Here is a 26,603-nt window from a genome sequence, read left to right as displayed (position 1 = left end):
GTATCATGATAAATGTGGTGCCACCGGACACACAACCGATACCTGTTTTGCTTTAGTCGATCGACACCGGCGCGGAGCCACTCGCGACGAGGATGCAAATGATCCCTCCACCGCCACCAAGAATTGCGATGAGAAGCCCAGCGAGTTGAAGTGCGGACTCAAATCCGACCACTGGCGATGCGATAGTGACGACAGCCCCAATAAACGGCGGCGTGAGCGTGGCTGTCACCCGTCCACCAGCTTCGGAGAGGCTCACTAGACCAGCCCGGAGTGATACTGGTGCCAGACCAGTGATAATGCTCCGATAGAGCGCACCGACGATACCGAAGCCGAGACCTAATATCGCGGTGCCCACAGTCGCTAAAACAATCCCGGGAGCGAATAGGACGATGACAAACCCGAAGCCCAGGCAAACGTTCGCACCAAGAAGAGGATACAGTCGGCTGTCGAAGGCTGCTGAAATACGACCGGCCTGGCTCGCCGAAAGGGCAAACGAAAAGTACACGACTGCAGTCAGAACTCCTGCCTGTATGGGAGTTCCTCCCAGGAGGCGGACGACGATGAGTGAGTTGTAGGTGATGAACCCGATGAAAACCGGTATCATCAGCGCCCGGGCAGCGACCATCGCAAGCACTCGGCGCTGCCGACTCAGTCGCCACAGTGCACGGGTGTACGATTCTGATCCGTCACCCCCAACACCACCATCCGTACTGAGAGACGAATCAGCAGTTGTCGGTTCGTCGAACCACAGAAACATGCCGATCGCAATCGGGAAGGCCACAGCGTATAGCAGGAACGGATATTGCCACGCGAAGACGACTAACAGTCCGGCAAACAACGGAAATAGCCCACCGCTGAGACCGGATGTCAACAGTCGAATCCCTTGCGCAGTCTCTTCCGTTCCACTCGTGTACAGATCACCGAGAATCGTAATAATAATAGGATTGATGCCAGCAAACCCGACTCCCTGGAGGAGACGCAAGACCAACACGAGACGAAAATCAGTCGTGAACGCGATGCCGACCCCGCTCAGTCCAAAGAGGGTTATCGAGGGCACGAGAATTGCTTTCCGATCGTACCGATCAGCAAGTATCCCTGCCAATGGAATCATCACGATCGCTGGCGCAGTAAAGACCGAAATCATCCACCCGATTGTGGCGGTGGACGCCCCAAGCGGGCCGATCAACGAGTCGAGAACTGGAGACACTAACGCTGTGCCGAGCACTGGAAGCAGCGTCGCCAATAATAAAAACTGGAAATTCGTCTCCCGGAGTATTGGCGCTTCGTCACCGAAGAGTAATGTGAGTGAAAACACTCTCTCTCCCGCTCTACTGCACCTCGCGGCGAGTAGTTATATAGGCAGATTCGACTCGCTGTATCATCAAAGAAGGGTCCTCTGCTACTCAGATATCCCCGAACTGTCCGAGGACTCGTTCGGCGTTTTCGTGGAACACTTTGTCCCGCACGTCGTCGCTGATGTCCATCTCTTCCCAGTCTTCGCGCAGTGTCTCGTAGTCGATGAGCGGGTAGTCACCCCCGAACATCACTTTTCCTTGCAGGCGGCGGCCGATGTCGTACTGGAGTTCGTCAGGATAGTACTTCGGCCGCCAGCCGTGGAGTTCGTTGCCGGCGATGTTCGATTTGTGAAGCAGTGACGCGATTGCCTCGCCCTGCCAGGGCCATCCGGGACGCCCGGCGATAATCTGCAGTTCTGGGTACTCCGAAGCCACTCTGTCGACGTATTTCGGGTGACAGTACTCGACCAGATGACCGCCGCCGCCGGGCTGGCCGGCACCGAGTCCCGAGTAGCCGATGTTGATGAGCACCGGCGCATTGTGTTCGAGGCAGAGTTCGTATATCGGGTCGTAGCGCTCGTCGTCTGCGGGCACGTTCGTCGTCGAGCCGTTGATGGTGAACCCAGTAATTCCCATGTCGAGGCTCGTGAGACACCGCTCGAACTCTTCGACGGTGTCCTCGCCCTGCCGCGGGTCGAGTTGAGCCCAGAGCCCGAGGAAGGCGTCCGGGTTCTCCTGGTACATGTCCGCGAAGTAGTCATGTTTCTCTGCCGCTTCGTCCACCGGCACGTCTGCGGTAAAGCCGAAATCGAGCATCGGCTTGACGTTCGCTTCCTGCAGGTCTTCAACCATCTCTGCTTCCGTCCGCATCTCGAAGTCCTCTCCGAACGTATCGGAGTCATCGGGATCCTGAAACACGAACCCCTCTTCGGTCGAGAAGTGCGAATGCACGTCTAGTATCTGGGTGTCTCTATCTGTCATAACTCACTCGTCTGGTTTGTCCCCCCTGCAATTATAGATTTGGGTGGCCGGAGCGACGCCCGGAACACAACGACTGCTTCGTGCGAGCCACCCAAAGATTTATTCTCGACACTGGAGTTCTTCAAAAGGCATGACACGAATAGGATTCATTGGGCTCGGTAACTTCGGGAAACCGATTGCCGAGCACCTGCTTGCCGACGGCTACGAGATGACGGTCTACGATATTCAAACAGAAGCGATGGATTCACTCGTCGAAGACGGTGCAGAGGCGGCCGACTCGCCAGCGGCTGTCGGTCGCGAGTCAGACGTTGTTTTCACCGTTCTGGTCGGTCCAGAACAGGTCGAAGCGGTCGTCACAGCGACTGACGGCCTGCTGGAAACGCTCGACCCGGGAGACACGATTATCGACGTGACGACGGGATTGCCGGATAAGACGGACGAACTCGCGGAGACGCTGGCCGACCACGACATCAATTTCCTGGGAGCCCCCGCCAGCGGCGACCAGCGGGCTGGGGAGCTGACATCCATGGTCGGCGGCCCCAGCGAAGTATTCGAGGAACACGAATCGCTCTTCGAACCGTTCAGCAGCGAAATTTTCCACGTCGGCGAGCGGCCCAGCGACGGGGTCGTCGTGAAACTCCTGAACAACTATCTGACGTACAACAATCTGTACGCGGCGTGTGAAGCGGTCGTCGCCGGCCACCAGGCAGGTCTCGACCGGGAGAAGATACTCGAAGTAATCAACCACGGTGCCGGCAGCAGCACGGCGACGCGATATATTATTCCGGTCCACGTCCTCGAAGAAGAGTACGACATCCAGGGCAGCATCGGTATCGCCGACAAGGACCTCCGCCTTGTCGACCAATTCTTTGAGGATAACAGCACGCCGGGAATGCTCGCCTCTGACGTCAGACATCTGTATCACTTTGTCGAGTCCGATTACGGCGGCCCGACAGACCTGAGTCGGGTCTACGACTTCGTCGAGGAAAAGATGGTTGACGAGGAGTAGTGCAGTCGCCTAGTCGAGGACGCCGTACTGTTTCGCTCGTTCGAGCTTCTGTTTTGCAGTCCTGAAGTGGGCCGGGTCGACCATCTCGTCGTTCCACCTGATGACACTGTTCCCCTCGTCGAACGCGTCCTCGAGTTCATCGACCATCTCCTGTAGCTCGCGCATCTCATCTTCGTCGGGCGTGAAAACATCGTTCACGATTTCGGCGTGGTCGGGGTGGATGATTTCGTATCCCGTGAATCCGAGCTGGCGGCCGAACTCCGCGTGCTCCCTGAGCCCCTCCTTGTCTTTCACATCTGTCCACACACCTGAAAGCACCTGGTCGAGACCCGCTGCCTTCGCTCCCGCGAGCACGTTCGACCTGGCGTACAGCGACTCCAGCCCCTCCTTGGTGAACTCGTAGTCGAGTGCGCGGTTGAAATCGCCATCCCTCGTAGTCGCACCGGTGATAGATTCGACGCGGTCGCTGGCTGCGCAGAGTTCGTAGGGGTTGTACAGGCCGTACGCAGACTCCGGCAGGAGAAACATGTCGATTTCGTCGTCGATGCCCTGGCGCCGTTCGACGTACGTCAGCACGTTGTCTGCGTACTCGACGTACTCCTCGGAGTCGACCTTCGGCAGAACGATGGCGTCCAGATTCGGATGGGCCACTTCCGCGACATCGTCTTCGAAGAATCCTGTCTCCGGGGAGTTCACTCTGACAGTGAGAACAGTGTCGATGTCCTCGGCATTGTCGAGAAACTCTCTGACGAGTGTCCGCGCCTCGTCTTTTTTCGACGTGTGGGTCCCATCTTCCAGGTCGAAGATGACGCCATCGGCATCCGTCTCGTAGGGTGTGTTCTGAACCCAGTCGCTATTCGCTGCTGGTAGGTACAGCATCGACCGTGCCATGTACATACTCAGACAGTCCGATTCGACCAAGTTATATTTATGGGTCAGCTGTTGGCTTGCGCCACGGTTTCATCTCGCTGGCCGAACGTTTTTTTCTGGAGCCAGTCCACTAGGTGGTATGTCACTGAACTCAGGCGACTCCGCACCGTCGATAACAGCGTCAAATCAACACGGAACCGAGCGAACCATCACGTTCAACGAACCAACAGTCGTCTATTTTTACCCAGCGGACGATACACCGGGCTGTACGACCGAAGCAGTAGAGTTCGGGAAAGAACTGCAGACCTATCGTGACGCAGGTGTGTCAGTATACGGTGTCTCCGTCGACGATGTCGACTCACACTGGGCGTTCGCGGACAAACACGACATCGAGTTCGATTTGCTCGCGGATCCGGACGGAGAGGTTGCGGAAGTGTTCGACGTCGAACGGCGCGGAAGTGGAGTGACCACGCGGACGACGTTCGTCGTCGTCAACGGAAAAATATACGATGTCTATACTGACGTGGACCCGAAAGGCCACGCCAGAGACGTACTCAGTGCGCTCCTCGAATATGGTGTCGTCAACCTGTCCGAGTGAGGTGACATGAGTTGATTCCCAGAGACGGATAGTCCGACGCAACAGTCCGGTTGTAATTACGAGTAACCTCCGTTGACGCTGATGACCTGGCCGGTAATCCACTCGGCGGCGTCGCTGGCGAGGAAGACGGCGGCGTTCGCGGAATCGGTCGGTTTTCCCAGCCTGTTTAGCGCGTACTTTTGCAGCATCTTGTCGCCGTACTTGTCAATCAACTCTTCCGTTGCGGGGGTTCGCGTGGCTGCAGGTGAGATACCGTTGACCCTGATGTCGAACTCGCCGACTTCCTTCGATAGTGCCTTCGTGAACCCGGCGACGCCGGCCTTCGAGGCGGCGTAGAGTTTGTTGTCACCGCGCTCCTGCCCCTTGTGGGCCTCGGAAATGAAGTTGACAATCGCGCCACTTTCCTGGTCCATCATGTGCTGGACTGCGACGTGAGAGGTATTGACCGGACCGCCGAAAGTCACGTCGTACTGAATCTGCCAGTCCTCGGGAGTCGTCTCGTGGAACGCCTTATTGTCGTCGTGGTCTCGCAGGCCACCAGCGGCGACGTTCACCAGGATGTCGATGCTGCCGAACTCCTCGACTACCCCATCGATTGTCTCCTCACAGTCGGCGTAATCACTCACGTCAAGTTGTCTGAAGACAGTTGTCGCCTCGTACTCGTCGTCCAGACGTTCCGCGACGTCCGTCCCGTGTTCCGTCGAGATGTCTGTGACGACAGTCGTCGCTCCCTCTTTGGCCAGTTCCTCGGCAACCGCACTTCCGATACCGCCCGCCGCTCCCGTGACGAGAGCGACATCGCTACTGAGGTCGATTTTCTCTTTCATCCTGCCAAAAGATTCGCTCCAACCGATAAATAACTTTCCCCCGTCACGTCTGAGGACCGTCGCGTCACCGACTGAAAACGCTGGAAACCGGCTGTTTAGTGGCTGACGTAGTCGCGACCAAACGTCTCCCGGGCGATGATGTGTTTCAGAATCTGAGGCGTCCCATCGGCAATGACGTTGCCCATGATGTCGGAGAACCGCTGGCCGATACCGGAGTCAGTCGAGTAACCGTAGTGGCCGTGGAGGACAGTGCACTCCTTGACGGTCTCGAAACTCACTTCGGCGGCGTACCACTTGGACATGGCGGCATGTTTTGTCTCTTCCATGTCATTTTCAATCCGCCAGGAAACCTCGTCGCACTTCAAGCGGGCGAGATCGAGTTTCGTCTCCATCTCCGCAATCTGGAACTGCGGGCCTTGCCGGGTCGCGACGGGTTCGCCGAACGTTTCCCGGTCTTTCAGGTAGTCGACTGTCTGGTCGACCGTCTTCTGTGCACAGCCGATACAGAGGTACCCAATCCACGGGCGCGTGTAGTCGAACGTTTCCATCGCAATCCTGAATGCGTTCTTCTCCGAAACCAGGTTCTCCTCGGGAACACGTACGTCGTCGTAGAACACCTGGCCCCAGCCGTCGATTGCCGTGCCGATTGCGTGGTATGGCAACACTTCGACACCATCCGCGTCGAGTGGGACGAGAATCGCTCTGAAGTCGTCCGAATCGCCCAGGCGACAGAACGCGATGTTGTAGTCGGCGTACTGTGAACACGTAATAGCGATTTTCTCCCCGTTGATAACCCACTCGTCACCGTCTTTCTCTGCGTATGTCTCGATACCCTGCGCGTCGGACCCGTGGTCTGGTTCCGTGAGTCCGAAGGAGAGCATGGTTTCACCGCGTGCGTTCTCTGCGGCGATTTCCTTGTGTTTCTCGTTTCCGTGCTCGCTCAGTGTGACGTTTCCGAGAATCTGGTTGTGGACCACGTTCGCCAGCCCGACGTCACCACGACCGAGTTCTTCCATGATGATGCCGCCGGTGTGAATACCGAATCCTTGTCCGTCAAGTTCCTCGGGAAGCAGCGTCCCGATGATTCCCATGTCGACCAGGTCCTGGTAGACATCTTCGGGGAAGTTCTCGTCCGAGTCCCAGTCCTCGGTTTCCCCGACGACATTGTCCTCGATATATTCACGGAGCTGTTCACTGACCATTTCCTGCGTTGGTGATTTGCTGAAATCCATTGTTATCGTGGGTCTACCCGAATTTTGCATCCAGAAAGACAGAATTAGCTCTGTCCTGGAATATAGTAGAAGACTCGGCTGAGACGTAATAAATATTTGGTTGAACGAGTGGTGTTCTGCCGCTGGCTCTCGATACGACTCCCCGATTCAATCGCCGACACTACTATGATGGTCTACACGGTTGCATTCAACAATGCCATCAGTCCCAGACATAGAGGCGTACACGTTCTACCAGCAGGAATGGGAGAGTTACGAGGAACTGGTCGAGTCCTTCGAACACGAGGTGCCTGAGCAGTTCAACCTCGCGACGTACCTGTGTGACCGGTGGGCCGAAGACAAGAGCAGGGTTGCACTCTTCGGCGACGGGACGGACTCCGAACCAGAGACGTACACCTACTGGCAGTTGCGCAACATCACGAACCGACTGGCGAATTACTTCCGACAGCAAGGTATCGAGCGAGGCGACCGCATCGGTATCAACATTCCTCAAAAGCCCGAGACAGCGATGGCTCACCTCGCCGCCTGGAAGCTCGGTGCGATTTCAATTCCGCTCAGTTCGCTGTTCGGGCCAGATGCGCTCGGCTACCGACTGGAAGACGGCGGTGCGAAAGCCTGTCTCGTCGACAGCGAGAACGTCGATACCCTCAGAGAAGTCAAAGACGACATCGACGACCTCGATACCATCCTGACGGTCGGGGATGTAGACCACGAAGTGAACGAAGCTGATTTCTGGGACGTTCAGGAGACTGTCTCCCGGGAGTTCGAAACCGTTGCAACAGACGCCGACGAAACTGCCTCGATAATCTACACGAGCGGGACGACAGGCGACCCGAAGGGGACTGTCCACGCCCATCGGCTGGTGCTAGGGTTGCTCCCAGACTACATCGCCAGCTACTGTGATTTCGATATCAAAGACTCCGACGTCGTCTGGTCACCCGCCGCCTGGGCCTGGGTCGCCGGACTCTTTTCGACGATGGCGACAACACTCTATCACGGCCGTCCGCTCGTCGCCTACAATTCGACCGGCCAGTTCGACCCTCTCGAAACGTTCGACCTCATCGAGACGTACGGTATCTCGGTGTCCTTTATCCCACCGACGGCGCTCCGAATGATGATGCAGGAGACCGAGCGGGCCGCTGAGTTCGACCTGACCTCCGTTCGGAGCATCTGGTCGGGTGGCGAATCACTGGGTGACGACATCACCGAGTGGGCCGAGGACATCTTCGATGGGGCTGTCGTGCAAGAAGTCTACGGCCAGACCGAGGCGGTCAACATCGTCAACGAGATATCGGAGTTGTATCCGAAACGCGAGGGGTCGCTCGGCAAGCCGTCGTTGGGTCGCATCGACGTCGACCTCTTCGACCCGAGCGACCGCGAGACGCGCGTCGGCGTCGACGAAGTAGGCGAAATTGCTGTCGAATACGAGGGCGACCCGGAGTGTTTCAAAGAGTACTGGAACAAACCCGAGAAGACGGCGGAGGTGTTCCACGACGGCTGGCTGTTCACGAACGACCTCGCGAAGCGCGACGAGGACGGCTACTACTACTTCGTCGGGCGAAAAGACGACGTCATCATCTCGTCGGGGTACCGCATCGGTCCGAAAGAAGTCGAGGATACCCTCGCCGAGCACCCGGCCGTCGTCAACGTCGGCGTCATCGGCGTTCCCGACGACGTCCGCGGTGAAATCCCGAAGGCGTTCGTGGAACTCGCCGACGACCACAAACCGTCCAGCGAGCTGGCTGAAGAGCTTAAACAGCATGCGAAGGACCAACTGGCGAAGTACGAGTATCCGCGCGAAATCGAGTTCGTCGACGAACTCCCGCTGACCGTCACCGGCAAAGTTCGGCGGACGAAGCTACAGGACTGGGACGAATCGAACTGACAGTACCGTCGGAATCTCGTTCGTCTCTTCTAGTCGCGGTCCATGAACTCTGCAAGACCCTCCTGTACGGCATTCGACATCAGGTGGACGTTCGCCGTCTCCTGTTCGAGTTTGAGGCCAGCCGCCAGGGAAGATTCTAAACTCTGGTTCGCGAGCTGTTTCTGCCGCTTGAGCGCGAGCGGGTGATGTTTGGCGATATCTGCCACGTAATCCATCACCGCATCGGTCAGTGATTCATCCTCGTCGGTGACCTGATTCACGAGCCCCCACTCGCGTGCGGTTTCTGCGGAAATCGTCTTGTCGCTGAGGAGGAGTTCCTTCGCCCGGCGCGGACCGACGATGCGGGGCAGCCGCTGGGTCGACCCGCCACCACCAATCAGGTTGTACTTGACGTGGTGGTCCCCGAAGCGAGCTTCGGGTGTCGCGACCACCTGGTCACAGACGAGCACGAGCTCGAATCCACCTGCGAGCGCCTGCCCAGAGACCGCAGCGATAATCGGGAGGTCTGACTGCTCGATGCGACGGTACGCCGCGTGCCAGTTCGCGTTGAATTCGCTGACTCCATCCGAGTCGCCCTCTTCTATCAGCGGCAAGACGCTGTTCAGGTCTGCACCCGTCGAGAAGAATCGGTCACCCTCCGACCGAATCACCAGCGCCCCGATGTCATCGGCGTCCTCTGCGTGCTCTCGTGCGGAATCGATTTCGTCAATCGTCTCCGGCCGGAGCGTGTTCCCCTTCTCGGCCCGTTCGATGAGGACTTCGGCGACGTTTCCTTCTGTACGGTACGCTATGTCGGTGTATCCCCCGTCGGGGGTTTCACTAGCCATGGTTCGTTCTAACGTGGCCCGCAGTTCGTATAAAAGTTCCGTGACTGCCACCGATTGCGGTCAGTTGGCGTCAGCAAGAGAGTCGGGGAGTGCATCCCGCTTCTCGGCTTCCTCGAGCAGCAGGGGCATTCCTTCGGCAACGCTCTGAATACCAGTGGCACTCGCTAGCTGGAACACTTCCATGATTTCCTCAGGGGTTGCACCGAGCAATAGTGCGTTCCGGATGTGTACCCGGAGACCGCTGGTGTAGAGGTGGGACGTCCCGACGTCGATACCAATGTAGATGAACTCCATCACCTTTGGATCGAGAATCTGGTCGTGGTACGGATGCCGGAGGAACCCGTAGAGATAGCGCCAGTAGTCGGGTTCGTTCTCGACGATTGTCACAATGTCGTCCCACACCGCCGAGAAGAACTCCTTGTTCTTTTCGAGTTCCGCCAGTATCTGCTCTATTTCCTCTGTTTTCGCATCGTCACCGTCAAGTTCTGCTTCCTCCGCCAGGATAGGATAGCCCGTCGTCGCCGAGTGCATCCCGAGGATGCTCGTGAGTTCGAGCACTTCGAGCACCTCCTCGAATGTGGCTCCACGGTCGAGTGCACGCCCGATGTGTTCGCGTGTCGAGGTCGTATCCAGGGCCGTAGTCGCACTACTCAGTGCAACGTTGACGAACTCCTTCACCTTGGGGTCAAGCGGTCCGTCCTCCCACGGATGCTCTGCGAGGTCAAGATATGCTTCGAGAAACTCCGGGTCCGCTTCTTGTAGTTCCGTCAGGTGATTGCCGAGGTATGCTCTGTTCTCGAGGTCGTACTCCTGAAAACGGGATTCTCCCTGCTTGTCGTGTGTTCCCATACCATCAGCAATCCGTGCAATCCAAATAAGGATTCCGCAGCGACTGCCACGCCGGTCATAGCTCTCCCCCTCACTCAGGAATCATCGAAGCGACGGCCTGGTGGGCCTTGTCCATCTGTGCCCGTTCCTGTTCGGAGAGATCCCATTCGATTATTTCGACGATACCGGTACTGTCGAGCGTTACGGGAACGCTGAGAGACACACCCTCGAATCCGTACGCTGAATCGAGCGGCGTCGACAGTCCGACAGGCTCTGTCACACCACCGTCTCGGAGCGTCTGGACGAGCAGCGCGATACCTCGGCTCGTAACCCACCGCGACGAGTCGGCTGCGCCGCGAAGCTCGATAACGTCGTATGGAACGTCCCGGACGTAGTCGAGGAGCTGCTGGCGTTTCGTCTTGCCGATGTCTATCGGCTCGCCTGCAATGGTTGCCCGGGAGAATATCGGAACCATATGTTCGCCGTGCATCCCGAGAACGGGACAGTACACGTCGTCGTGTGAGACCTCGTATTCGCGTGCCAGTGCATCGGCGAGACGGGCAGTCTCCGAGAGGGAGTACCCCATGAAATAGCTGGACGGCCAGCCGGACTGACGGTAGAGCTCGTACGTAATCGGGTCCAACGGGTTCGACACCACGATGACGGGGCAGGGGTCGTTCGGCTGTAGCCACTCTCCGACCGTCTCGACGATTTCGAGATTGTCTTCGAGCCACGCTTCACGCCCGTCAGGCTGGTTGGCACCCGTCGGCCGTGGCGCGCTGGCTGTCATGACAATACAGTCCGCACCGTCTACCGCACCGGGTCCCGGGGAGACGTGCTCGACAACGCTGTTGCTGCTCTGATCTGTCTCTCCTCTGTTCCCGACTGAATGTGCCACGTGTGCTTTCGAGTGCCTGACATCGATGGTGTGTCCTCGACTCTTTTCCTCGTCGACATCAGTGAGTCGAACAGACATTGATGGCATCTCCGTTGCCAGGGTGTACGCGACTGTCGACCCTATCGTTCCCGTGCCGAGGATTGTTACAGTCATTGTGTCCACGGACGGAGGTTATTCTGATAAATATTGGTCCCACAGGCCAGTGTGCTGACCGATTTCTAAATCCTCGATGATACCATTCGAGAGGAGTACGACTCTTCCAATACAGCTTCCGGACGCACCAAACGAGGACATGCAGGGCTTAAACTTGCCGGATTGCTTCGACAGGTACGCAGAGGACCAGGATTGTTAACCCTGAAATCCTGCTCGAGAGCATCGAGGGGTACAAGCCCCGCGCGGAGGCAGTCAGGGAACACCTCCCCGATTCACTAACCATCGACTACGACGAAATCTTCACCGACAGAGCGGAGGACTACGTAAGTCGTCTTCGGACGAATATGATAATAATACTATATATGCGGGGATTTATATCATTTCAACTTAATCAGTTATGTTATGACGTACCAAGATAACCTGGTCGTCGATGCAGTATCGCACGCGTACAACTTCTCGGAAGAAAATCCGATAAACGAAGGCGGGCGGGGCTTTCGTCAGGCCGCATTCCAGTTGTCTCGTATCCTTCAAACTGAGGAGTACTTTATGTCCGAGAAGCAGTACCTCAAAGACCACGAAGTAGAGGAAATCGAACGGGTACTCTTCCTAGAGAGCGATGTCGACTTTACGATTCACCACTCGTTACCGCTGACCGATTACTTCGAAGACGGACTCTTGGGGACCGACAAAAGTATCGAACTGCGGGAGCGAAATCCGAATCGGGTCGCGATATACGAGGCGATCAATCCTCTTTCCGACGACGTACTCAACCGGATGGAATACATCGCGAATGAACTGCAGGCCGACGGTATCAAGATATATCCGGCCCGCTACGAAGATGGCGAAGGTCTCCGTGTGGCTCTCAACGACACCAACGGACGTGAGATACTCGATAAAGCTGTGGAACTCGGTATCGAGAACGTCGGCGTCCACAAGTCCGTTCCCGTCGGTCCGACACCGAACGACTTCTACAAGATCGACGATGTCGACGAGGTTGCTGGCCAGTATCCCGAGCTCAACTTCGAAATCGTCCATGCTGGCCTGGCCTTCCTGGAAGACACCATCTGGATGTTGGCGAAGTATCCAAACGTGTACGCCAACCTGGAGATGACGAGTGCACTCGCCATATCGGCACCGCGGCAGTTCGCCTGGGTGCTGGGTGAGATGCTGAAGTGGACCGGCCCCGACCATATTAACCTCGCCACAGGCTGTATCTTCACCCATCCCCAGCCGATAATCGAGGCAATCTGGGATTTCGAGTTCCCTGAAGACATGCGTGAAGGATACGGATATCCACCACTGACGGACGAAATAAAGCGCAAGATTCTCGGCGAGAACGCCCTCCGGATGCTTGGAAAAGATCCGGACCAGCTCCGAGAAGATATCGAGGGCGACAAGTGGGAAAAGGAGCGAGAAGAGCGAGATCAGCGCCCCGAGCCGTGGTCATCGATTTCGCCGACCGGTGGGACCCTATGATGCAGGAGTACGCCGAAGCCCAAGTCCGAAACCAACTTACGAAGGTTCTGGACCCGTGCAGTTGCTTCACCGATGACCCAGTGAACATCGTCGATCTCGGACTCGTCGAAGATGTGACGGTCACTGACGAGACAGTCCACGTCAAGCTCTTGCTCACGTCCCCAGGGTGTACGTACGCTCCGGACATCGAGCGCGACGTAAAACAGAAGGTGGGTTCCCTCGAAGGAATTACATCGGTCGAGGTGGCCCAGGTAACCGACCAACTGTGGACTCGGGACCGAATGGACAACACAGTCCGGGAGACCCGTCGAGAACGGATTCACTCCCGGATGGAGGCTGCTGGTATCACACCCTATTACGACTAACCGGCCGGATGCCAGTTGCTTTCCGGGTGTTCGTAGAACCAACTCAGTGGAGTTGAGGGTCGTTGAGGTAACTACTTCTGTCCGATTGGGAACGACTAGATCACCCCATACGTCTGAGAGTGGTATCTTCTGCAAGAAAATATCCTCGACTCGAAGAATTACGAATTCTACGGTTTCACGAGAATCTTTACGTCGGTTTTCTCTTCGCCCAGGGCCTGGAACCCCTGATCGATGTCGTCGAGTCCGATTCGAGAGGTGACGAGAGGGTCGGGGTCTATCTTCCCGCTGGCGATCATATTGAGTACGCGCTCGAAGTGCTCGCTCCTGCCCGATTGTGGGGCGACCGGATAGCCCCAGACTCCTTTGAGCGATATCTCCTGCATAGTCAACGGATTCGGTAGTATCGAGTACTCCTCTTCCGCGAGTGCGACGTGGGTCAGTGTGCCTCGCTTTTTCGTCACCGCGAGTGCGGCTTCGAATGCCGCCTCGACACCTGCGACTTCGAACGTTACGTCGCCACCGCCGTCCGTGAATTCGTTTATTCGTTCGACCGGATCGGTCTCGGTCGGGTCGACCATCAGATCGACACCGATATCGGCAGCAATCTCACGTCGGGCTTCGAGGGGTTCGACCAGCACCACCGTTGCCCCAGCAGCGTTCAAACAGAGAATGATGCTCTGGCCGATTGGCCCCGCCCCGAACACCACTGCGGTATCACCCGCTCCGACTTCACCGACCGTGGTTGCATAGTAGCCGTTGGCCAGCGGTTCGATCAGACTGGCATACTTGACGGGAACCTCATCGGGCATTTTGTGAGCCGCTCCAGCCGCAACCGCGATTCGTTCCGCAAATCCCCCGACGGACGAAGTAAATCCGATGTACACAGGTCGGTCACACAGGTTTCCCAGCCCCTGTTCACAGTATGTACACTCGTTGCACGGTCGAATCGGATTCACCGACACGTTGTCACCCGCTTCAAGCGCTGACACCTCCGCTCCGACCTCTATTATCGTCCCACCGAACTCGTGTCCAAATCGAACCGGAGTCTCCGGAATCATGATTGGACCGGCTGCATACTCGTGGAGGTCGGTACCACAGATACCACACGCCTCTACTTCGATTCGCACGTCGTTCGGACCCATGTCGTCTTCTTCGACTTCCTCGATTCGAAGGTCTTCTTTGCCGTAGTATTTTGCTGCTTTCATTGCTCCGTCAAGAAGACTTTCTGACAGGATATTAAATCTTGTTACCACCCCACACGCAGAATAGAGCAGGGCCACATCGTGGCGTCTCTAAAATAAGCTCACGCCGTATCTCAGGGCCGTCTACCTCCACCGACGAATCGACTGTAAATCCCATCAAGAAGGGTATTCGAAGCGGTGAATCTCACTGTTCACTTACTTTGAGTCGTCAAACGACTACTGAGGGGACAGGCTGAGACGCCGTCACCACCGATCAGGTTCCAGCGGTTCGTACGGCTCCTCCAGATACTCGATGTCGCTGTCGGACAGCGACACCTCCAGCGCCTCGACGGCCTCTTCGAGGTGTTCGACACTCGTCGTCCCGACGACCGGTGCGTCGACAACGTCCTTGTGCAACAGCCACGACAGCGAGAGTTGCGCCATCGAAATCCCCTTCTCCGCCGCGAGTTCCTCGACCCGCTCGTTTATCTCTCGGCCGCCACCCACGTCGTAGGGGTTCTCCTTGACCCACCAGTCGTTTTCCGGGCGGGAACTCGCGTCGAACTCCTCGTGCGGTCGGGTTAGATACCCGCGCGCGAGGGGGGACCAGGGAATCACACCGATATTCTCTTTCTCACAGAGCGGGAGCATCTCCCGCTCTTCCTCCCGATAGACGAGATTGTAGTGGTTCTGCATCGTCTGGAACCGGTCGAGTCCGAAGCGGTCGCTGGTGTGTAGCGCCTCCGCGAACTGATGCGCATACATCGACGAGGTGCCGATATGACGGACCTTCCCGCGACGGACCGCATCGTCGAGCGCACGTAACGTCTCCTCAATAGGCGTGTGCTCGTCCCAGCGGTGGGTCTGATAGAGGTCGAGCGTCTCCATTCCCAGCCGGTCCAGCGTCGCGTCTAGTTCTTGCTCGATGGTCTTCCGTGAGAGTCCACCCGAGTTGGGGTCGGCGTCGTCCATCTGGAAGTAGACTTTCGAGGCGACGACCATCTCGTCTTTCATACCTTCGAGGGTATTTCCGAGAATGCGTTCGGACTCGCCTTTCGAATACATGTTCGCCGTATCGAAGAAGTTGATTCCCAGGTCGATAGCGCGCTCGATAATTGGACGCGATTGCTCCTCGTCGAGCACCCAGCCGCGCCAGGCAGGCGTCCCGAAGCTCATACAGCCGAGACAGATGCGAGACACCTCGATACCCGTCGATCCGAGTGTCGTGTACTCCATACGGCACGATGACGGATGCGACGGTGATAAATCTCACCGGTCGTCGGAAGCGTCCAAACGAGCTACGGCTCGCGACGCTCGGTGACCACCTCGTCGGCTTCGAGACTGTCGAGGTCCCCACTGCCGTAACCGGCGCGTTCCAGCGTTCCGTCGAGAGACTCGTCAGACGTATCCGGTTCCATATCGCTGAACGCGACCGGGAGACCGAACGAACGCGCGGTTTCGCCCGTCTGCTCGTCGACGGCCACGAGGTGGTCGCGGGCAGCGACCTGCGGGTCGTGAATGGCTTCACTCGTCGTCTGGACGGCCGACAGCGGGAGTTGCTCGCCCAGTTCTTCGACCCACTCGTCGAGCGGGCGCGTCTCGAACACGTCCTGGAGTTGCTGGTAGGCATCACTTTCCTGGCCACCGGTCGCGAACTGTTCGTCGACCAGTTCGGGCACGTCGAGCGCCTCGCACAGCCCGGTCCAGAAGCGCCGTTCCATCGCACCCAGCGTCAAATACCGTCCGTCACTCGTCTCGTACGTGTTGTAACAGGGGTACTCCCCACCGATAACGGGATCGTAGTCAGTCGGCTGGTCCTCGCTCTGCGTCCACGGAACGTGGACGCTGTTCCAAGAGGCGATGACGTCGAACATGGCGAGGTCGATGTACTGGCCGCCGCCACCACGGTCGCGCCCCCAGAGTGCGATGAGCGCCGCCAGTGCGAGCATCGTCGCACCTGCGTAGTCGGCCACTGGAGTCTTCGGTGGGGTCGGGTCTTCGGAGTCGAGAAATCCTGCCACTGCCTGGTAATTGAGGTCGTGACCAGGCTCGTTTCGTCGTGGTCCGCTCTGTCCATACCCCGACAACGAGCAGTAGATGAGGTCCTCGTTGTGTTGCTGGAGTGTTTCAGGGTCTACCCCGAGTTTCTCTGCAGTCCCGGGGGCGAACCCTTCCACGACGACATCCGCTTCGGCAGCGACATCCTGAACGAATGCCTGACCGCGCTCGTTTTTCAGGTCGACCATCACCGACCGCTTGCCTTCGTTCAGCGCGGCGTAAGTTTGCGTGTACTCTTCTGACTCCGGGTCGCCAAGGTAGTCGCCTCCCGGAGGTTCGACACTCAGCACCTCTGCGCCAGCATCGGCGAGGAGCTTCGTCGCATACGGACCGGGCAGTTTCAGCGAGAGGTCGACGATTGTCACGTCACCGAGCGGGTTCATACTGAGCCTCCGTCTCAGGTGAGACACGATACTTCTGCGTTCGAGCGAGCAGCAACGAATCATGGACGGGGCAGCTAGTGGTGTGGATTGGTGTCATTGGTCGTATCGTACAGAAGTTGTCGCGCTGCAACCATCGTAAATGTTGGGTTCGGACTGCACGATTGTCCGGTGCATTCGGTCCACTACAACGCAAGTAACTGGACAGAGGGTCGGCGGGACCGTTCAGACAGTACGGGTCGTCGAATAGTATCATACCCTCCAGACGGCCTCTGGCGGCACTGTCAGGCAGTACCCCGTCAGTACTTCCCAAACGTTTATATCCGGACCCATTGAACGTGTTTCTAATGGTGGTTACACAAACGACGCTGACAATTGCTTTGCTCCTCAGTGCATTGTACGCGTTGATATCGGTCGGATTCACGATGATATTCGGTGTCGGTGGTGTCCTGAACGTTGCTCACGCGGCGTACCTCACACTCGGCGCCTATCTCATGCTGTACTCGACCCAATTGCTCGGAATCGGGCCGTGGCCTGCAACCATCCTCGCTGTCCTGTTGACGGGCATTTTCAGTGCCCTCATTTACATCGGACCCGTGCGACTCATCGAAGACGACCCGATTATTGTCGTGATAGTAACACTACTTATATTCCTCGTCGTTGAGGAGGTGTTTTACGTTCTCGAGGGAACCTCCCCCAAGTCACTGCCAGTGTTACTCGCTGGACGGGTCTCACTCGCAGGAACATCGATTCAGACCAATCAGATACTCATGTTCGTCCTCTCGTGGCTGACGATTCTGGGTCTACTCGTGTTCGTCAACCGGACCAGTCTGGGAAAGGCAATCCAGGCCGTGAGCATGACAAAACGCGGCGCGACACTTGTCGGCATCGACAAGTTCCGTATCTCGGTCGTCACGTGGCTCGTCGCCGGTGCGCTGGCTGGCCTCGGAGGCGTGTTCATTGGAACGTTCCAGACTGCCGTCTACAACATGGGACTGAATCCGCTCATCATCGCGTTTTCGGTGGTTATCCTTGGCGGCCTCGGTTCAATCAAGGGTAGCATCATCGCCGCCCACATTATCGGCTTTCTGGAAACGCTCACCACCTCGCTGATTAGCCCACGGTTGACCGGACTCGCACCACTGCTCATGCTCGTGGTGGTTCTCATCGTGAGACCGAGAGGACTGTTTGGCAGGGAGCAAACGGAGTGATCAAACATGACTACAGAATCTGAATCCACGACGAAGCAGGGTACTATCGGCTCGATTGTTCGCAGCGTTTCGCTCAGTCCACGACACTACGTGGGCCTTCTTGCGGCCCTCGGGTTAGTGGCTGCCCCGTCCTATCTCGATACGCTTACTCTCCTGAACATGATGTCGGCGCTGTATTTCGTCATGTTCGTCATCAGCTGGGATTTCGTCTCTGGCTACACCGACCAGGTGAGCTTCGGCCACACATTCTTCTTCGCGATTGGGGGGTATACCTCGGTCCTACTCAATCTGGAGATGGGGATTTCACCAGCAATCGGTATCGTTGTTGCTATCCTGCTTACGTCCCTGTCAGGGCTGCTGTACGCCCTGCCGGCGCTTCGTATCGAGGGACACACGCTGGCCCTGTTCACGTTGATGCCACCGCTCATCCTCAGCCAACTGTTCATCATGTACTCGGATGTGTTTGGCGGGTCGCGCGGTCTTCCGTCACCTGAGTTGCTCCTCCGGATGGGTGACTTCGCCACGACCGCGCTGTGGAACTACTATCTGGCTGTCGGTGCGCTGTTCGTCATCTTTGCCGTCTCGTACGTCATCACGCGCTCTGACACCGGCCGTATCTTCAAGGCAATTCGCGAGGACAAGACGGCAGTCGCAGCGAGCGGCCTCAATCCTGCGAAGTTCAAAATCTTCGCGATGATGTTCAGCGCGGGTCTCGCTGGACTCGCTGGCGCAATGTTCGCTCACTCACCTGTCGGCAGTGCAACGCCCGGTCAACTGCTCGAACTAACGATTATTATCGACATCCTGCTCGCTGCTATCCTGGGTGGTGTCGGTACGATTATCGGCCCAACCGTCGGGGGCTTCCTCTTCTGGTGGGCGCGACAAATAAGTTCAAACCTCGAGTGGACAATCCCAGTACTGGAGATACCGTTCTCGCGAATCGACCTGGTGGTCTTCTACCTAGTGACGCTCGGGATTCTACTCTATATTCCACGGGGTATTTTCCCGGTGGTGATGGACCTCGGCCGGTCTTTCTGGAGACGGCTCACAAATAGAGTAAGGGGCGACGCAGCGAGCTGAAAGTCGCGTTCTATCTCCCCAATTTCGCTGCTGCCCGCTATCGCCAAATTTATTTTGTGTCTTGTGGTACCTTTTCACACAGTGACTTGCTCAACAACCGGACACGGTGCGCACCGACAGCCCATCCGCCTACCCTCTGGAGGTGACTGACCGATGGCAGAGGACCCACCACGCCCGGCACATCTGGAGGCAGGCTACGACGAAGAGGACCCCTACGAGGATGAAGACCTTGCGACGTACCCCGAGTGGTGGCGTGAGAACATCGAAGAGTTCCGGCACCACGAGATGCGACCATATCGACCACCACGATTCGCTGACGGGGAGTTAGTCCCGCCGACTATCACCGAACTCCAGGATGAACTCGATGTCGAGGTTCGACTTCGGGCACTCAATCCCGAAGTTGGAACGAACTGGGAGTTGTTCGTCGACGGGTCCCGCGTGACAGAGATCGGACGCAGTCGAGAAGGAGAAGGCTTCACGGAATACGATATCGATTCAGCATCGTTCGAGGCAACCGTCCGAGATGCAGTCGAATAATCGTCGACGACCGAACGCCGTCTCTCAAGCCACGACGTATATTTCTCCGTCGTCGACTTCGACGTCGTAGGTCGGCACGGAGTAGCGGTCGTCGTCGATACAGTCCCCACCCTGAATGTCGAACTTCCAGGAGTGCCAGGGACAAGAGATTATCTCATCGTCTCGGGCAGAAACCCACGTCCAGCCATCGTCTCCAATCTGTGTGTCACCAACAACTCGGCCTTCACAGAGTGGCCCTGCCTGGTGGGGACAGTAGTTCAAGACACCGTGATACTCGTCGTCAATCTCGAATACGGCGATCTCCTTGCCCCGAATCTCAGTAATAATTCTGGAGCGCTCTTCTGCGGCGAACTCTTCTTCACTCGCGACGTGGTATCTTTCAGGCATGTTAGAGGTCGAACAGGTCGACGGCAGTTTCACCCATGATGTTTCGGACAGTCTGTCCGTCGAAGTGGGAGTAGATTCTGTCGAACAGTTCACCCGGGAGATCGAAGTCGGGGTGCGGGTGGTCCGAGGAGAACAGGATGTTGTCGGGCCCAGCCATCTCGACGGCGTAAGCCATATGTTCAGGGTGCTTTGCGGTGTGCCCGAGTGGCTGTGTCGTAAAGTAATAGTCGTCGTCGATGTACTCACTCGGCAACTTTTCGAGGTGAGGGAGCTCGTGTGAAGATTCGAGGTAGTGGTCGTCGAGTCGCCACTTCATGTACGGTACCCACGCGATACCAGCCTCCTGCATCACGATATCGATGTCGAACCGTTCGGTCACACCCCGGAACATCATCGTCGTCATGTTCCACATATGTGAGAACGGATGAGCGATGGCGTGGTCCTCGGTAAACGTTTCTGCCCACGCGCGTTGCTTGGGGAATTCGAAGTGGTTGCTGTTCGACAGACTGTGCATCAACACTGGTAGGTCGTGGTCCTCTGCGGCCTGGTATATCGGGTCGTACCACTCGTGACCTGCTGGGAGCGGAAGCCCAGTCGCAAGAAGTTGAATGCCCACGATATCATCTTCGTGGGCGTGCCGGTCAATCTCTTCAGCGGCTTTGTCCGGTTTTTGCGGGGCGACAGTGAGGGTCCCCTGCAGACCGTCGTTATCGTCGAGGAACGTATCGATCAGCCACGAGTTGTACGCCTGGGCGATTGCCACTGCATACCGGTCGTTGTTCACTGTACCGAGGGCAGAACACAGCGTCGGGTCGAGGATGGCTTCGTCGATGCCGTACTCTTCCATCGACTCGTATTTGTGTTCCGGTTTGGTACACTGTGGAATTCCCAACCCCCCGTCGTCCGCAACGAGCAGGTCCGGAAACGGAGGAGAAGCCAGTGTAGTCGAAAAGACGTTGTTGTTCGGCAACAACGAGTCATCGATTTGCTCGCGAGCGACATCGTTTTCCATATACTCGATGATTTCATCGAACATCACAGACCCGTCTGTGACATGTGAGTCACAGTCGACCACCACGTCTAGCTGGTCCAGTGATCTTACCTTGTCTGATTCACTTGCTTGTGCCATAGTACGTGTGTGAGAATGAATCACAGTCTCTTAAACGTTAGGGAGGTGGGATATCGGCGTACCACTAGCAACACAGACGAACAATCAAAAATCGTCACAACGATGTCGGGCGGCTTGGGGAGACGTACCTGTCAGCAGGGGCCAGTGAACGTCTGTTATCGGTCAATCCAGCTCGGCCACTGGTAACTGCCGTCCGCTTCACCTTCGGGATAGGTGATGACTTGCGTCGGTTCGCCATCTACAGTCTGCCACTGATATCCCGGCGGGACGACATATCCTTCCCCGTCTCTGGGATCGTGGGGGAACTGTGGATCATCCATATCAGCGTCTTCATCCGTACCGAGGTAGTCGATCGTGCCCTGCACCCCGTCGAATTCCTGCTCTTCTAGCACCGATATGACGTCGTCTTCATTGGTGGTTCCTGCCTCCCGAACAGCCTCTATCCACGTGTATATCGCGTCGTAGGTAGTGTATCCGGTGTAGAATGGGGGAAGTTCGTCGAACATCTCCATGTGCTGTTCCTGGAACTGTGTCGTCGTTTCCGTCGGTGTATACGTGGCGACGTTACCCGGAGTCATCCCAAGGAAGGATTCCGCACCTTCAACGTCGTTTCCAAAGTTCGGATCGGACGCAGCAATCACGATTCCGCCAAGGCCGAAATCAGGCTCCTGCCGTGACCACTGGTTGATGAGCGTCGCCCCGGTCTGTGAAGTCCACGTCCAGACGAAGTCGACACCCGCGTTTTCCGCCTCGTTGAGGAGCGGTCGGTAGTCCTCCGTCCCGGCAGAGAATTTCTGGTCCACGTCGACAGAGACGCCATCCGGGATGTTGTCCCGGAAGACCTCACCGTTTGCCGCGTAGCCACTAATGTCTTCTTGAAGGAGCCCCACCGAACTGATGTCCTCGGCTTCGGCCAGGTTTGCATGCATCTGTGCGAGGTTCAGTCCCTGTGTCACACCGGCCTGGTGAGAGCGGAAAATATACTTATATCTATCTGGATCTTCGTTGATTCGTTGGGAAAACTCCACGTCACCAGTCCCACTGGTAATAAATATCTGCTGGTTGTCCGCAATCTCGTCGAAAATTACCTGCATCGACTCGGAACCAATAATACCGAAAGCTGCGTCCACTTCCTCACGGAGCACTAACTCGCGGTATTTTTCACGAGCGACCGACGCCGTATACTCGGGATCCTCAATTGCCAATTCGAGATCGTTCCCAAGTAGACCACCGTCGTCGTTGACTTGCTGTTGTAGCAACTTACCAGCTTGTTCGTACGACCGACCCATTGCAATGTTCCGCAGCGGTGCGAGCAGACCGATTTTGATCGAATCGGAAGAGCCACCGCCGTTACCGCCGCCACAGCCCGCAAGCGACGCAGCAAAAGCGCTCGCTCCGGCCGCCTGTAGGAAATTTCGCCGCCCTATCATGCCTGCTGAATCTGACCCCGAAGAGTCCTCGTTCGAGTTCCTCATGTATGAGTCCGTGTCAAACGTAATCACATGGCGTATTAATTCTTGTGGTTAGTTTTATATACACAAATTCGATTTCCAAACACACAGACGACAATAGTCCAGGTGACGATTGTTCAATTATAAGTAGGAGACCAGTATTCAGTCCGATATGGGAGAAAAGCACGATGTGATTCGAGAGGTTGCTAACTCGTTTGGTATCAACCTCGACGACGATGACATCGACGCGTATGCCGCAGATACCGCCAGCATCTGCGAGCGATTACAGCGTCTCGACCCGCCAGTTCGGCCTGACCCGCGACCAGAGTCAGTCAGTGAGTCTCCCGGTCCCGGGGCATTTCGCTATCGCTGCCGATTACCCGGTGGCCAGGGACATCTATCCGATCTTGAGGTTGCGGTCAAAGACTGTATCGCGGTCGCAGGCGTCCCGATGACGTGTGGCTCGACCGGGGTTTTAGTTACACCCAGAACCAGCGCGACAGTTACTCGCCGACTCGTCGAGGCCGGGGCCGACATCGTCGGGACGACTAATATGGACGCGTTCGCGCTGTCCCCGACCGGGCAGACGTGCGCACACGGACGAATCGAAAATCCGGCCGCTGCCGGTTGTATCCCCGGTGGGTCCTCCAGCGGGTCTGCAGCAGCGGTGGCAGTCGGAGACGTCGATGCTGCGCTCGGGAGCGATACGGGAGGGTCCATTCGAATTCCAGCAGCACTCTGCGGCGTCGTCGGTTTCAAACCGACCCACGCTACAGTACCCAGGTCAGGGTTCGTCGACCTCGCGCCGTCGCTGGACCACGTCGGACCGCTGGCGCGTGACGTTGCGACTGCCACCCGAACGCTCGATGCGATTGCTGGACCGTCTCCAGAGGACCCGTCGTCACTCGGCCGACAGACACTCAGCGGCCTCTGCACGGCCATCGGGGAGAGTGTTGAGGACCTCCGCGTCGGTGTCATCGACGAAGCGATGGTGCGTTCGGAGGACGCGGTGGCCGAAACAGTTCGAGACGGTGTCACCGCCCTGTCCGAAGCCGGTGTTACTGTCGAATCAGTCTCGATTCAAGATTATCAGATGACGTCGACCGTCCTGCTCGGGACACTCTCGCCGGAGTTCTCGACGCTGGTCAGAGCAGGCGGACAGATCTACGGAACCGGGACGGGCGACAGCAGTCTCTGCCAGAGTGCCATGACTGGTGCGACGGCCCACGGTGAGTACGGCGACGTCGTTCGTGATTCGCTGCTCCTCGGGGCAGCAGTGACCGAACTCACCCACGGAGAACGCTACGCTGCTGCCCAGAACGCGCGACAAGAGCTAACCGCCACCATCGAAAGTCTCTTCGAGCGCTTCGACGCACTCGTCGGACCAACGACCCCGATACCAGCACCGCCGTTCGGCGCAGTCGGCGATTCCCTCGCCCTCGTCGAACACACCGCGTTGTTCAATTTGACTGGACATCCGGCCCTATCGGTCCCGGTCGGACACGTCGACGGCAAGCCCGTCGGAATACAAATCGCGACGCGTCGCTACGGAGAGGCGGCAGCCGTTCGTCTCGGGACGACCATCGAATCGGGAGTGGTCGGCTGACTCGGCGTGGTAACCCCTACAGTAGATTCTGAACGTCAGTGTTCACTCGACCAAGGGATCGTACTCGGTCGATGTGTACACCGTCTCAAAATTGACTATCGGTGCCTCGTCGGCTCTCGCGAGCAGTTGTCTGGCTTATTCGCCACTGGACTGAACGAGCACCTTGTGGTCGTATACGAGAACCGTCTCGTCGTCCTGGTTACGTACGTCGATTTCGAGCGTGACGAGTCCACCGTCGAGACTGTCTCTTGGTTCAGTGTCTCCAACCGTACAGACCGCAGTCAGCGTGTCGTCAATGAACACCGGACCCGGAAACCGAACACTGTCGAGGCCGTAGAGACCGATTCCAGTTTCTTCGGTGAGGCCAAGCGTGCCCAGCAATCCGAGCGCCATCGAAAGCGTCAGTCCTGCCGGGGCGATGCGCTCACCGAAGTTCGTCTCGGCCGCGAACTCGGCATCCATGTGTAGTGGATGAAACTCGTTACCCACACCAGCGAAGTTCACGATATCGGCCTCCGTGACTGTTCTGCCCTGGGATTCGTACGTCTCACCGTGTAACTCCTCGAACTCTTCGTAGTACTTCGACTCCATGTACTATGGTCCCACGACACCCGGGTATAAATATGTCACCACGTTTCTTCTGGACACCGCTGTTTCGACGAGAGCGTAGCGGGTGGATTTTGAATCCGAGGGAACTGGCCAGTATATCACTAGCTTTGTATATCAGGACCTCTATGTGATGTCTGTACACATGAGACATAGCGCCGGTCCGGTACAGAGCGAGTCAGGAGCCGCTGCCACAGCAGCGAAGTCGGGACAGACGGCAGCGCCATGATTATCGGCGTTCCAGGCGAGACGGCGAGCGACGAAGAACGGGTCGCCCTCGTCCCACCAGTCGCCGCGGAACTCATCGCAGACGGACACGACATCTACGTTGGTGCCGGCGTCGGTGAGACTGCTGACTGGTCAGATGAGGCGTACGAATCGGTGGGCTGTACGGTACTCGGCAACCGAGAGGACGTGTTCGAACAGGCCGACATTATCCTCCAGGTCCGGGCACTGGGAGCGACCGACGACGCGAGTCTCGACACGTACCGAGAGAATCAGCTCGTTGTCGGGCTGTTAGGGCCGTACGATATCGACGATGCGACACTGGCAGAGTTGGCCGAACGAAACGTGAGTGCCTTCGCACTGGAACTAATCCCGAGAATCAGTCGCGCACAGAGTATGGACGCACTCTCATCGATGGCCAGTCTTGGTGGTTACAAAGCGACACTGGTGGCTGCAACGGAACTGCCGAAGATGTTCCCACTGGAGATGACAGCCGCTGGGACCATCCGGCCAGCAGAAGTCTTCATCATCGGTGCCGGCGTCGCGGGTCTCAAAGCAATCTCCACAGCCGAACGACTCGGTGCTTCGGTTCGTGCCTACGATATCCGACTAGAAGTGAAACAAGAGGTCGAGAGCCTCGGTGCAGACTTCGTCGAGCTCGACCTTGAAACAGAAGGAGCAGGTGACGAGGAGGGGTACGCAATCGAGATGGGCGAGGAGTTCCTCGAACAACAGCGAAAGAAACTGACGCGTGTCGTCGCTGACTCCGATGTCGTGATTACGACAGCAGCGATTCCCGGACGGCCCGCCCCCGAACTCGTGACGACGGAGATGATAGAAAACATGGACGCAGGGTCCGTGATTATCGACCTTTCAGCAGAGAGTGGTGGAAACTGTGAACCAACTGTCGCGGATGAGCGCATCGACCACGATGGAGTGACGATACTCGGACCGACAGACTTGCCCTCGACGGTCACACACACAGCGAGCGAGCAATTCGCAAACAACATGAAAAACTTCCTGCAGAACATGGTAGTGGACGGAACATTCACAATCGATACGACGGACGAAATTGTCGACTCCACCCTGCTAACGCACGATGGCGAGATACGAAACCCACACATCCAGGATGAACCGCCGAACACTGACGATTCTGGAGACAAAGCCGACAAAGAAGCCAGCGAGACGGAGGGAACAGATGCCGAATAACGGATTGGAGGTGCCAACATGACGTTCATCGAGAACCTGACGTTGTTCGTGTTGTCGGCGTTCGTCGGATACGAAATCATCACTAAGATTCCGACAAACCTACACACGCCGCTCATGTCCGGCGCGAACGCAATTTCGGGAATCACCCTGCTTGGGTCTGTCGTGGTCGCAGGCTCCGGGTCGACGACACTGGCGACTGCGCTCGGGTTTTTGGCAGTCGTCATGGCCACAATCAACGTTGTCGGGGGCTATCTAGTCAGTCACTTCATGCTGGCACAGTTCAGCCAGCGGGGGCGCTAACC

At 57.2% G+C, this 26,603-nt stretch carries 26 protein-coding genes; 11 read left to right on the top strand and 15 right to left on the bottom strand.

The features are described from left to right. Positions 1-52 precede the first annotated feature (52 nt). Positions 53-1,315 (bottom strand): MFS transporter, encoded by a 1,263-nt coding sequence (locus WDJ60_RS10995; protein WP_340100481.1) that lies wholly within the window; start codon positions 1,313-1,315, stop codon positions 53-55. A gap of 88 nt (positions 1,316-1,403) precedes the next feature. Then, positions 1,404-2,276 (bottom strand): amidohydrolase family protein, encoded by an 873-nt coding sequence (locus WDJ60_RS10990; protein ID WP_340100480.1) that lies wholly within the window; start codon positions 2,274-2,276, stop codon positions 1,404-1,406. A 130-nt stretch (positions 2,277-2,406) separates the two neighbouring features. On the opposite strand from WDJ60_RS10990, the gene WDJ60_RS10985 reads away from it, so the two are divergent. Further along, positions 2,407-3,285, top strand: a complete 879-nt coding sequence (locus WDJ60_RS10985) for an NAD(P)-dependent oxidoreductase (RefSeq protein WP_340100479.1) — start codon at positions 2,407-2,409, stop codon at positions 3,283-3,285. Between the two features lie 9 nt (positions 3,286-3,294). On the opposite strand, the gene WDJ60_RS10980 is transcribed toward WDJ60_RS10985, so the two are convergent. After that, on the bottom strand, positions 3,295-4,182 hold the full coding sequence (locus WDJ60_RS10980) for an HpcH/HpaI aldolase/citrate lyase family protein (protein WP_340100478.1): 888 nt from the start codon (positions 4,180-4,182) through the stop codon (positions 3,295-3,297). Positions 4,183-4,294: 112 nt separating this feature from the next. On the opposite strand from WDJ60_RS10980, the gene WDJ60_RS10975 reads away from it, so the two are divergent. Further along, the gene (locus WDJ60_RS10975; RefSeq protein WP_340100477.1) at positions 4,295-4,753 is read left to right on the top strand and encodes a peroxiredoxin; all 459 of its coding nucleotides are present in this window, start codon (positions 4,295-4,297) and stop codon (positions 4,751-4,753) included. Between the two features lie 56 nt (positions 4,754-4,809). Here WDJ60_RS10975 and WDJ60_RS10970 read toward each other — a convergent pair whose 3' ends face one another. Beyond that, a complete protein-coding gene (locus WDJ60_RS10970) occupies positions 4,810-5,580 on the bottom strand; it encodes an SDR family NAD(P)-dependent oxidoreductase (protein WP_340100476.1) in 771 nt (256 codons plus the stop codon). A gap of 95 nt (positions 5,581-5,675) precedes the next feature. Continuing rightward, positions 5,676-6,812: an acyl-CoA dehydrogenase family protein gene (locus WDJ60_RS10965; RefSeq protein WP_340100475.1), complete on the bottom strand. Its 1,137-nt coding sequence runs from the start codon at positions 6,810-6,812 to the stop codon at positions 5,676-5,678. Between the two features lie 193 nt (positions 6,813-7,005). Between WDJ60_RS10965 and WDJ60_RS10960 the strand changes: the two genes are divergently transcribed. After that, positions 7,006-8,694 (top strand): acyl-CoA synthetase, encoded by a 1,689-nt coding sequence (locus WDJ60_RS10960; protein WP_340100474.1) that lies wholly within the window; start codon positions 7,006-7,008, stop codon positions 8,692-8,694. A 29-nt stretch (positions 8,695-8,723) separates the two neighbouring features. Here the strand turns inward: WDJ60_RS10960 and WDJ60_RS10955 are convergent, their stop codons facing one another. The 3 genes from WDJ60_RS10955 to WDJ60_RS10945 all read right to left on the bottom strand — a co-directional run bounded on the left by WDJ60_RS10955 (position 8,724) and on the right by WDJ60_RS10945 (position 11,400). Next, positions 8,724-9,521, bottom strand: coding sequence for an enoyl-CoA hydratase/isomerase family protein (locus WDJ60_RS10955; protein WP_340100473.1), 798 nt, complete (start codon positions 9,519-9,521; stop codon positions 8,724-8,726). A gap of 60 nt (positions 9,522-9,581) precedes the next feature. Further along, positions 9,582-10,370: a carboxymuconolactone decarboxylase family protein gene (locus WDJ60_RS10950; RefSeq protein WP_340100472.1), complete on the bottom strand. Its 789-nt coding sequence runs from the start codon at positions 10,368-10,370 to the stop codon at positions 9,582-9,584. A 70-nt stretch (positions 10,371-10,440) separates the two neighbouring features. Continuing rightward, a complete protein-coding gene (locus tag WDJ60_RS10945) occupies positions 10,441-11,400 on the bottom strand; it encodes a malate dehydrogenase (RefSeq protein WP_340100471.1) in 960 nt (319 codons plus the stop codon). A gap of 402 nt (positions 11,401-11,802) precedes the next feature. Here WDJ60_RS10945 and WDJ60_RS10940 point away from each other — a divergent pair, with 402 nt between their 5' ends. Both WDJ60_RS10940 and WDJ60_RS10935 read left to right on the top strand, forming a co-directional pair. After that, the gene (locus WDJ60_RS10940) at positions 11,803-12,876 is read left to right on the top strand and encodes an amidohydrolase family protein (RefSeq protein WP_340100470.1); all 1,074 of its coding nucleotides are present in this window, start codon (positions 11,803-11,805) and stop codon (positions 12,874-12,876) included. Continuing rightward, positions 12,873-13,241 (top strand): metal-sulfur cluster assembly factor, encoded by a 369-nt coding sequence (locus tag WDJ60_RS10935; protein ID WP_340100468.1) that lies wholly within the window; start codon positions 12,873-12,875, stop codon positions 13,239-13,241. Before WDJ60_RS10940 ends, WDJ60_RS10935 begins: the two co-directional genes overlap by 4 nt. 167 nt (positions 13,242-13,408) lie before the next feature. Here WDJ60_RS10935 and WDJ60_RS10930 read toward each other — a convergent pair whose 3' ends face one another. The 3 genes from WDJ60_RS10930 to WDJ60_RS10920 all read right to left on the bottom strand — a co-directional run bounded on the left by WDJ60_RS10930 (position 13,409) and on the right by WDJ60_RS10920 (position 16,863). Next, positions 13,409-14,446 (bottom strand): 2,3-butanediol dehydrogenase, encoded by a 1,038-nt coding sequence (locus WDJ60_RS10930; RefSeq protein ID WP_340100467.1) that lies wholly within the window; start codon positions 14,444-14,446, stop codon positions 13,409-13,411. A gap of 240 nt (positions 14,447-14,686) precedes the next feature. Continuing rightward, a complete protein-coding gene (locus WDJ60_RS10925) occupies positions 14,687-15,658 on the bottom strand; it encodes an aldo/keto reductase (protein WP_340100466.1) in 972 nt (323 codons plus the stop codon). A gap of 62 nt (positions 15,659-15,720) precedes the next feature. Then, entirely contained in the window at positions 15,721-16,863 is a 1,143-nt protein-coding gene (locus WDJ60_RS10920; protein WP_340100465.1) for a CaiB/BaiF CoA transferase family protein, read from the bottom strand. Positions 16,864-17,207: 344 nt separating this feature from the next. Here WDJ60_RS10920 and WDJ60_RS10915 point away from each other — a divergent pair, with 344 nt between their 5' ends. The 3 genes from WDJ60_RS10915 (at position 17,208) to WDJ60_RS10905 (ending at position 19,688) form a co-directional block, all read left to right on the top strand. Next, positions 17,208-18,071, top strand: coding sequence for a branched-chain amino acid ABC transporter permease (locus WDJ60_RS10915; RefSeq protein WP_340100464.1), 864 nt, complete (start codon positions 17,208-17,210; stop codon positions 18,069-18,071). Between the two features lie 6 nt (positions 18,072-18,077). Continuing rightward, the gene (locus WDJ60_RS10910) at positions 18,078-19,151 is read left to right on the top strand and encodes a branched-chain amino acid ABC transporter permease (RefSeq protein ID WP_340100463.1); all 1,074 of its coding nucleotides are present in this window, start codon (positions 18,078-18,080) and stop codon (positions 19,149-19,151) included. A gap of 153 nt (positions 19,152-19,304) precedes the next feature. Beyond that, positions 19,305-19,688 carry a hypothetical protein gene (locus tag WDJ60_RS10905; protein WP_340100462.1) on the top strand — a complete coding sequence of 128 codons (384 nt, stop codon included), beginning with the start codon at positions 19,305-19,307 and terminating at the stop codon, positions 19,686-19,688. 24 nt (positions 19,689-19,712) lie between these two features. Here WDJ60_RS10905 and WDJ60_RS10900 read toward each other — a convergent pair whose 3' ends face one another. The 3 genes from WDJ60_RS10900 to WDJ60_RS10890 all read right to left on the bottom strand — a co-directional run bounded on the left by WDJ60_RS10900 (position 19,713) and on the right by WDJ60_RS10890 (position 22,634). Continuing rightward, positions 19,713-20,075 (bottom strand): Rieske (2Fe-2S) protein, encoded by a 363-nt coding sequence (locus WDJ60_RS10900; RefSeq protein ID WP_340100461.1) that lies wholly within the window; start codon positions 20,073-20,075, stop codon positions 19,713-19,715. 1 nt (position 20,076) lies between these two features. Then, complete coding sequence (locus tag WDJ60_RS10895; RefSeq protein WP_340100460.1) at positions 20,077-21,204, bottom strand: amidohydrolase family protein; 1,128 nt, start codon at positions 21,202-21,204, stop codon at positions 20,077-20,079. A 155-nt stretch (positions 21,205-21,359) separates the two neighbouring features. Further along, on the bottom strand, positions 21,360-22,634 hold the full coding sequence (locus tag WDJ60_RS10890; protein ID WP_340100459.1) for an ABC transporter substrate-binding protein: 1,275 nt from the start codon (positions 22,632-22,634) through the stop codon (positions 21,360-21,362). Between the two features lie 193 nt (positions 22,635-22,827). On the opposite strand from WDJ60_RS10890, the gene WDJ60_RS10885 reads away from it, so the two are divergent. Beyond that, positions 22,828-24,261, top strand: coding sequence for an amidase (locus WDJ60_RS10885; RefSeq protein WP_340100458.1), 1,434 nt, complete (start codon positions 22,828-22,830; stop codon positions 24,259-24,261). Between the two features lie 135 nt (positions 24,262-24,396). Here WDJ60_RS10885 and WDJ60_RS10880 read toward each other — a convergent pair whose 3' ends face one another. Beyond that, positions 24,397-24,852, bottom strand: coding sequence for a MaoC/PaaZ C-terminal domain-containing protein (locus tag WDJ60_RS10880; RefSeq protein WP_340100457.1), 456 nt, complete (start codon positions 24,850-24,852; stop codon positions 24,397-24,399). 240 nt (positions 24,853-25,092) lie between these two features. On the opposite strand from WDJ60_RS10880, the gene WDJ60_RS10875 reads away from it, so the two are divergent. Together WDJ60_RS10875 and WDJ60_RS10870 are read left to right on the top strand one after the other, a co-directional pair. After that, positions 25,093-26,301 (top strand): Re/Si-specific NAD(P)(+) transhydrogenase subunit alpha, encoded by a 1,209-nt coding sequence (locus WDJ60_RS10875; RefSeq protein WP_340100456.1) that lies wholly within the window; start codon positions 25,093-25,095, stop codon positions 26,299-26,301. Positions 26,302-26,319: 18 nt separating this feature from the next. Then, positions 26,320-26,601: an NAD(P) transhydrogenase subunit alpha part 2 gene (locus WDJ60_RS10870; protein WP_340100455.1), complete on the top strand. Its 282-nt coding sequence runs from the start codon at positions 26,320-26,322 to the stop codon at positions 26,599-26,601. Positions 26,602-26,603 lie beyond the last annotated feature (2 nt).

The sequence above is a fragment of the Salinibaculum salinum genome (genome assembly GCF_037645885.1).
Lineage (GTDB): Archaea > Halobacteriota > Halobacteria > Halobacteriales > Haloarculaceae > Salinibaculum > Salinibaculum salinum.
Note: the sequence above shows the minus strand (reverse complement) of the source record. Positions and strands in the feature narration are given on the sequence as shown.

What these genes read in the sequence shown, in the direction of transcription:
- WDJ60_RS10990 (WP_340100480.1), bottom strand. Translation starts at nt 2,276, where the DNA reads ATGACAGATAGAGACACCCAGATACTAGACGTGCATTCGCACTTCTCG.
- WDJ60_RS10985 (WP_340100479.1), top strand. Translation starts at nt 2,407, where the DNA reads ATGACACGAATAGGATTCATTGGGCTCGGTAACTTCGGGAAACCGATT.
- WDJ60_RS10980 (WP_340100478.1), bottom strand. Translation starts at nt 4,182, where the DNA reads ATGTACATGGCACGGTCGATGCTGTACCTACCAGCAGCGAATAGCGAC.
- WDJ60_RS10975 (WP_340100477.1), top strand. Translation starts at nt 4,295, where the DNA reads ATGTCACTGAACTCAGGCGACTCCGCACCGTCGATAACAGCGTCAAAT.
- WDJ60_RS10970 (WP_340100476.1), bottom strand. Translation starts at nt 5,580, where the DNA reads ATGAAAGAGAAAATCGACCTCAGTAGCGATGTCGCTCTCGTCACGGGA.
- WDJ60_RS10965 (WP_340100475.1), bottom strand. Translation starts at nt 6,812, where the DNA reads ATGGATTTCAGCAAATCACCAACGCAGGAAATGGTCAGTGAACAGCTC.
- WDJ60_RS10960 (WP_340100474.1), top strand. Translation starts at nt 7,006, where the DNA reads ATGCCATCAGTCCCAGACATAGAGGCGTACACGTTCTACCAGCAGGAA.
- WDJ60_RS10955 (WP_340100473.1), bottom strand. Translation starts at nt 9,521, where the DNA reads ATGGCTAGTGAAACCCCCGACGGGGGATACACCGACATAGCGTACCGT.
- WDJ60_RS10950 (WP_340100472.1), bottom strand. Translation starts at nt 10,370, where the DNA reads ATGGGAACACACGACAAGCAGGGAGAATCCCGTTTTCAGGAGTACGAC.
- WDJ60_RS10945 (WP_340100471.1), bottom strand. Translation starts at nt 11,400, where the DNA reads ATGACTGTAACAATCCTCGGCACGGGAACGATAGGGTCGACAGTCGCG.
- WDJ60_RS10940 (WP_340100470.1), top strand. Translation starts at nt 11,803, where the DNA reads ATGACGTACCAAGATAACCTGGTCGTCGATGCAGTATCGCACGCGTAC.
- WDJ60_RS10935 (WP_340100468.1), top strand. Translation starts at nt 12,873, where the DNA reads ATGATGCAGGAGTACGCCGAAGCCCAAGTCCGAAACCAACTTACGAAG.
- WDJ60_RS10930 (WP_340100467.1), bottom strand. Translation starts at nt 14,446, where the DNA reads ATGAAAGCAGCAAAATACTACGGCAAAGAAGACCTTCGAATCGAGGAA.
- WDJ60_RS10925 (WP_340100466.1), bottom strand. Translation starts at nt 15,658, where the DNA reads ATGGAGTACACGACACTCGGATCGACGGGTATCGAGGTGTCTCGCATC.
- WDJ60_RS10920 (WP_340100465.1), bottom strand. Translation starts at nt 16,863, where the DNA reads ATGAACCCGCTCGGTGACGTGACAATCGTCGACCTCTCGCTGAAACTG.
- WDJ60_RS10915 (WP_340100464.1), top strand. Translation starts at nt 17,208, where the DNA reads ATGGTGGTTACACAAACGACGCTGACAATTGCTTTGCTCCTCAGTGCA.
- WDJ60_RS10910 (WP_340100463.1), top strand. Translation starts at nt 18,078, where the DNA reads ATGACTACAGAATCTGAATCCACGACGAAGCAGGGTACTATCGGCTCG.
- WDJ60_RS10905 (WP_340100462.1), top strand. Translation starts at nt 19,305, where the DNA reads ATGGCAGAGGACCCACCACGCCCGGCACATCTGGAGGCAGGCTACGAC.
- WDJ60_RS10900 (WP_340100461.1), bottom strand. Translation starts at nt 20,075, where the DNA reads ATGCCTGAAAGATACCACGTCGCGAGTGAAGAAGAGTTCGCCGCAGAA.
- WDJ60_RS10895 (WP_340100460.1), bottom strand. Translation starts at nt 21,204, where the DNA reads ATGGCACAAGCAAGTGAATCAGACAAGGTAAGATCACTGGACCAGCTA.
- WDJ60_RS10890 (WP_340100459.1), bottom strand. Translation starts at nt 22,634, where the DNA reads ATGATAGGGCGGCGAAATTTCCTACAGGCGGCCGGAGCGAGCGCTTTT.
- WDJ60_RS10885 (WP_340100458.1), top strand. Translation starts at nt 22,828, where the DNA reads ATGGGAGAAAAGCACGATGTGATTCGAGAGGTTGCTAACTCGTTTGGT.
- WDJ60_RS10880 (WP_340100457.1), bottom strand. Translation starts at nt 24,852, where the DNA reads ATGGAGTCGAAGTACTACGAAGAGTTCGAGGAGTTACACGGTGAGACG.
- WDJ60_RS10875 (WP_340100456.1), top strand. Translation starts at nt 25,093, where the DNA reads ATGATTATCGGCGTTCCAGGCGAGACGGCGAGCGACGAAGAACGGGTC.
- WDJ60_RS10870 (WP_340100455.1), top strand. Translation starts at nt 26,320, where the DNA reads ATGACGTTCATCGAGAACCTGACGTTGTTCGTGTTGTCGGCGTTCGTC.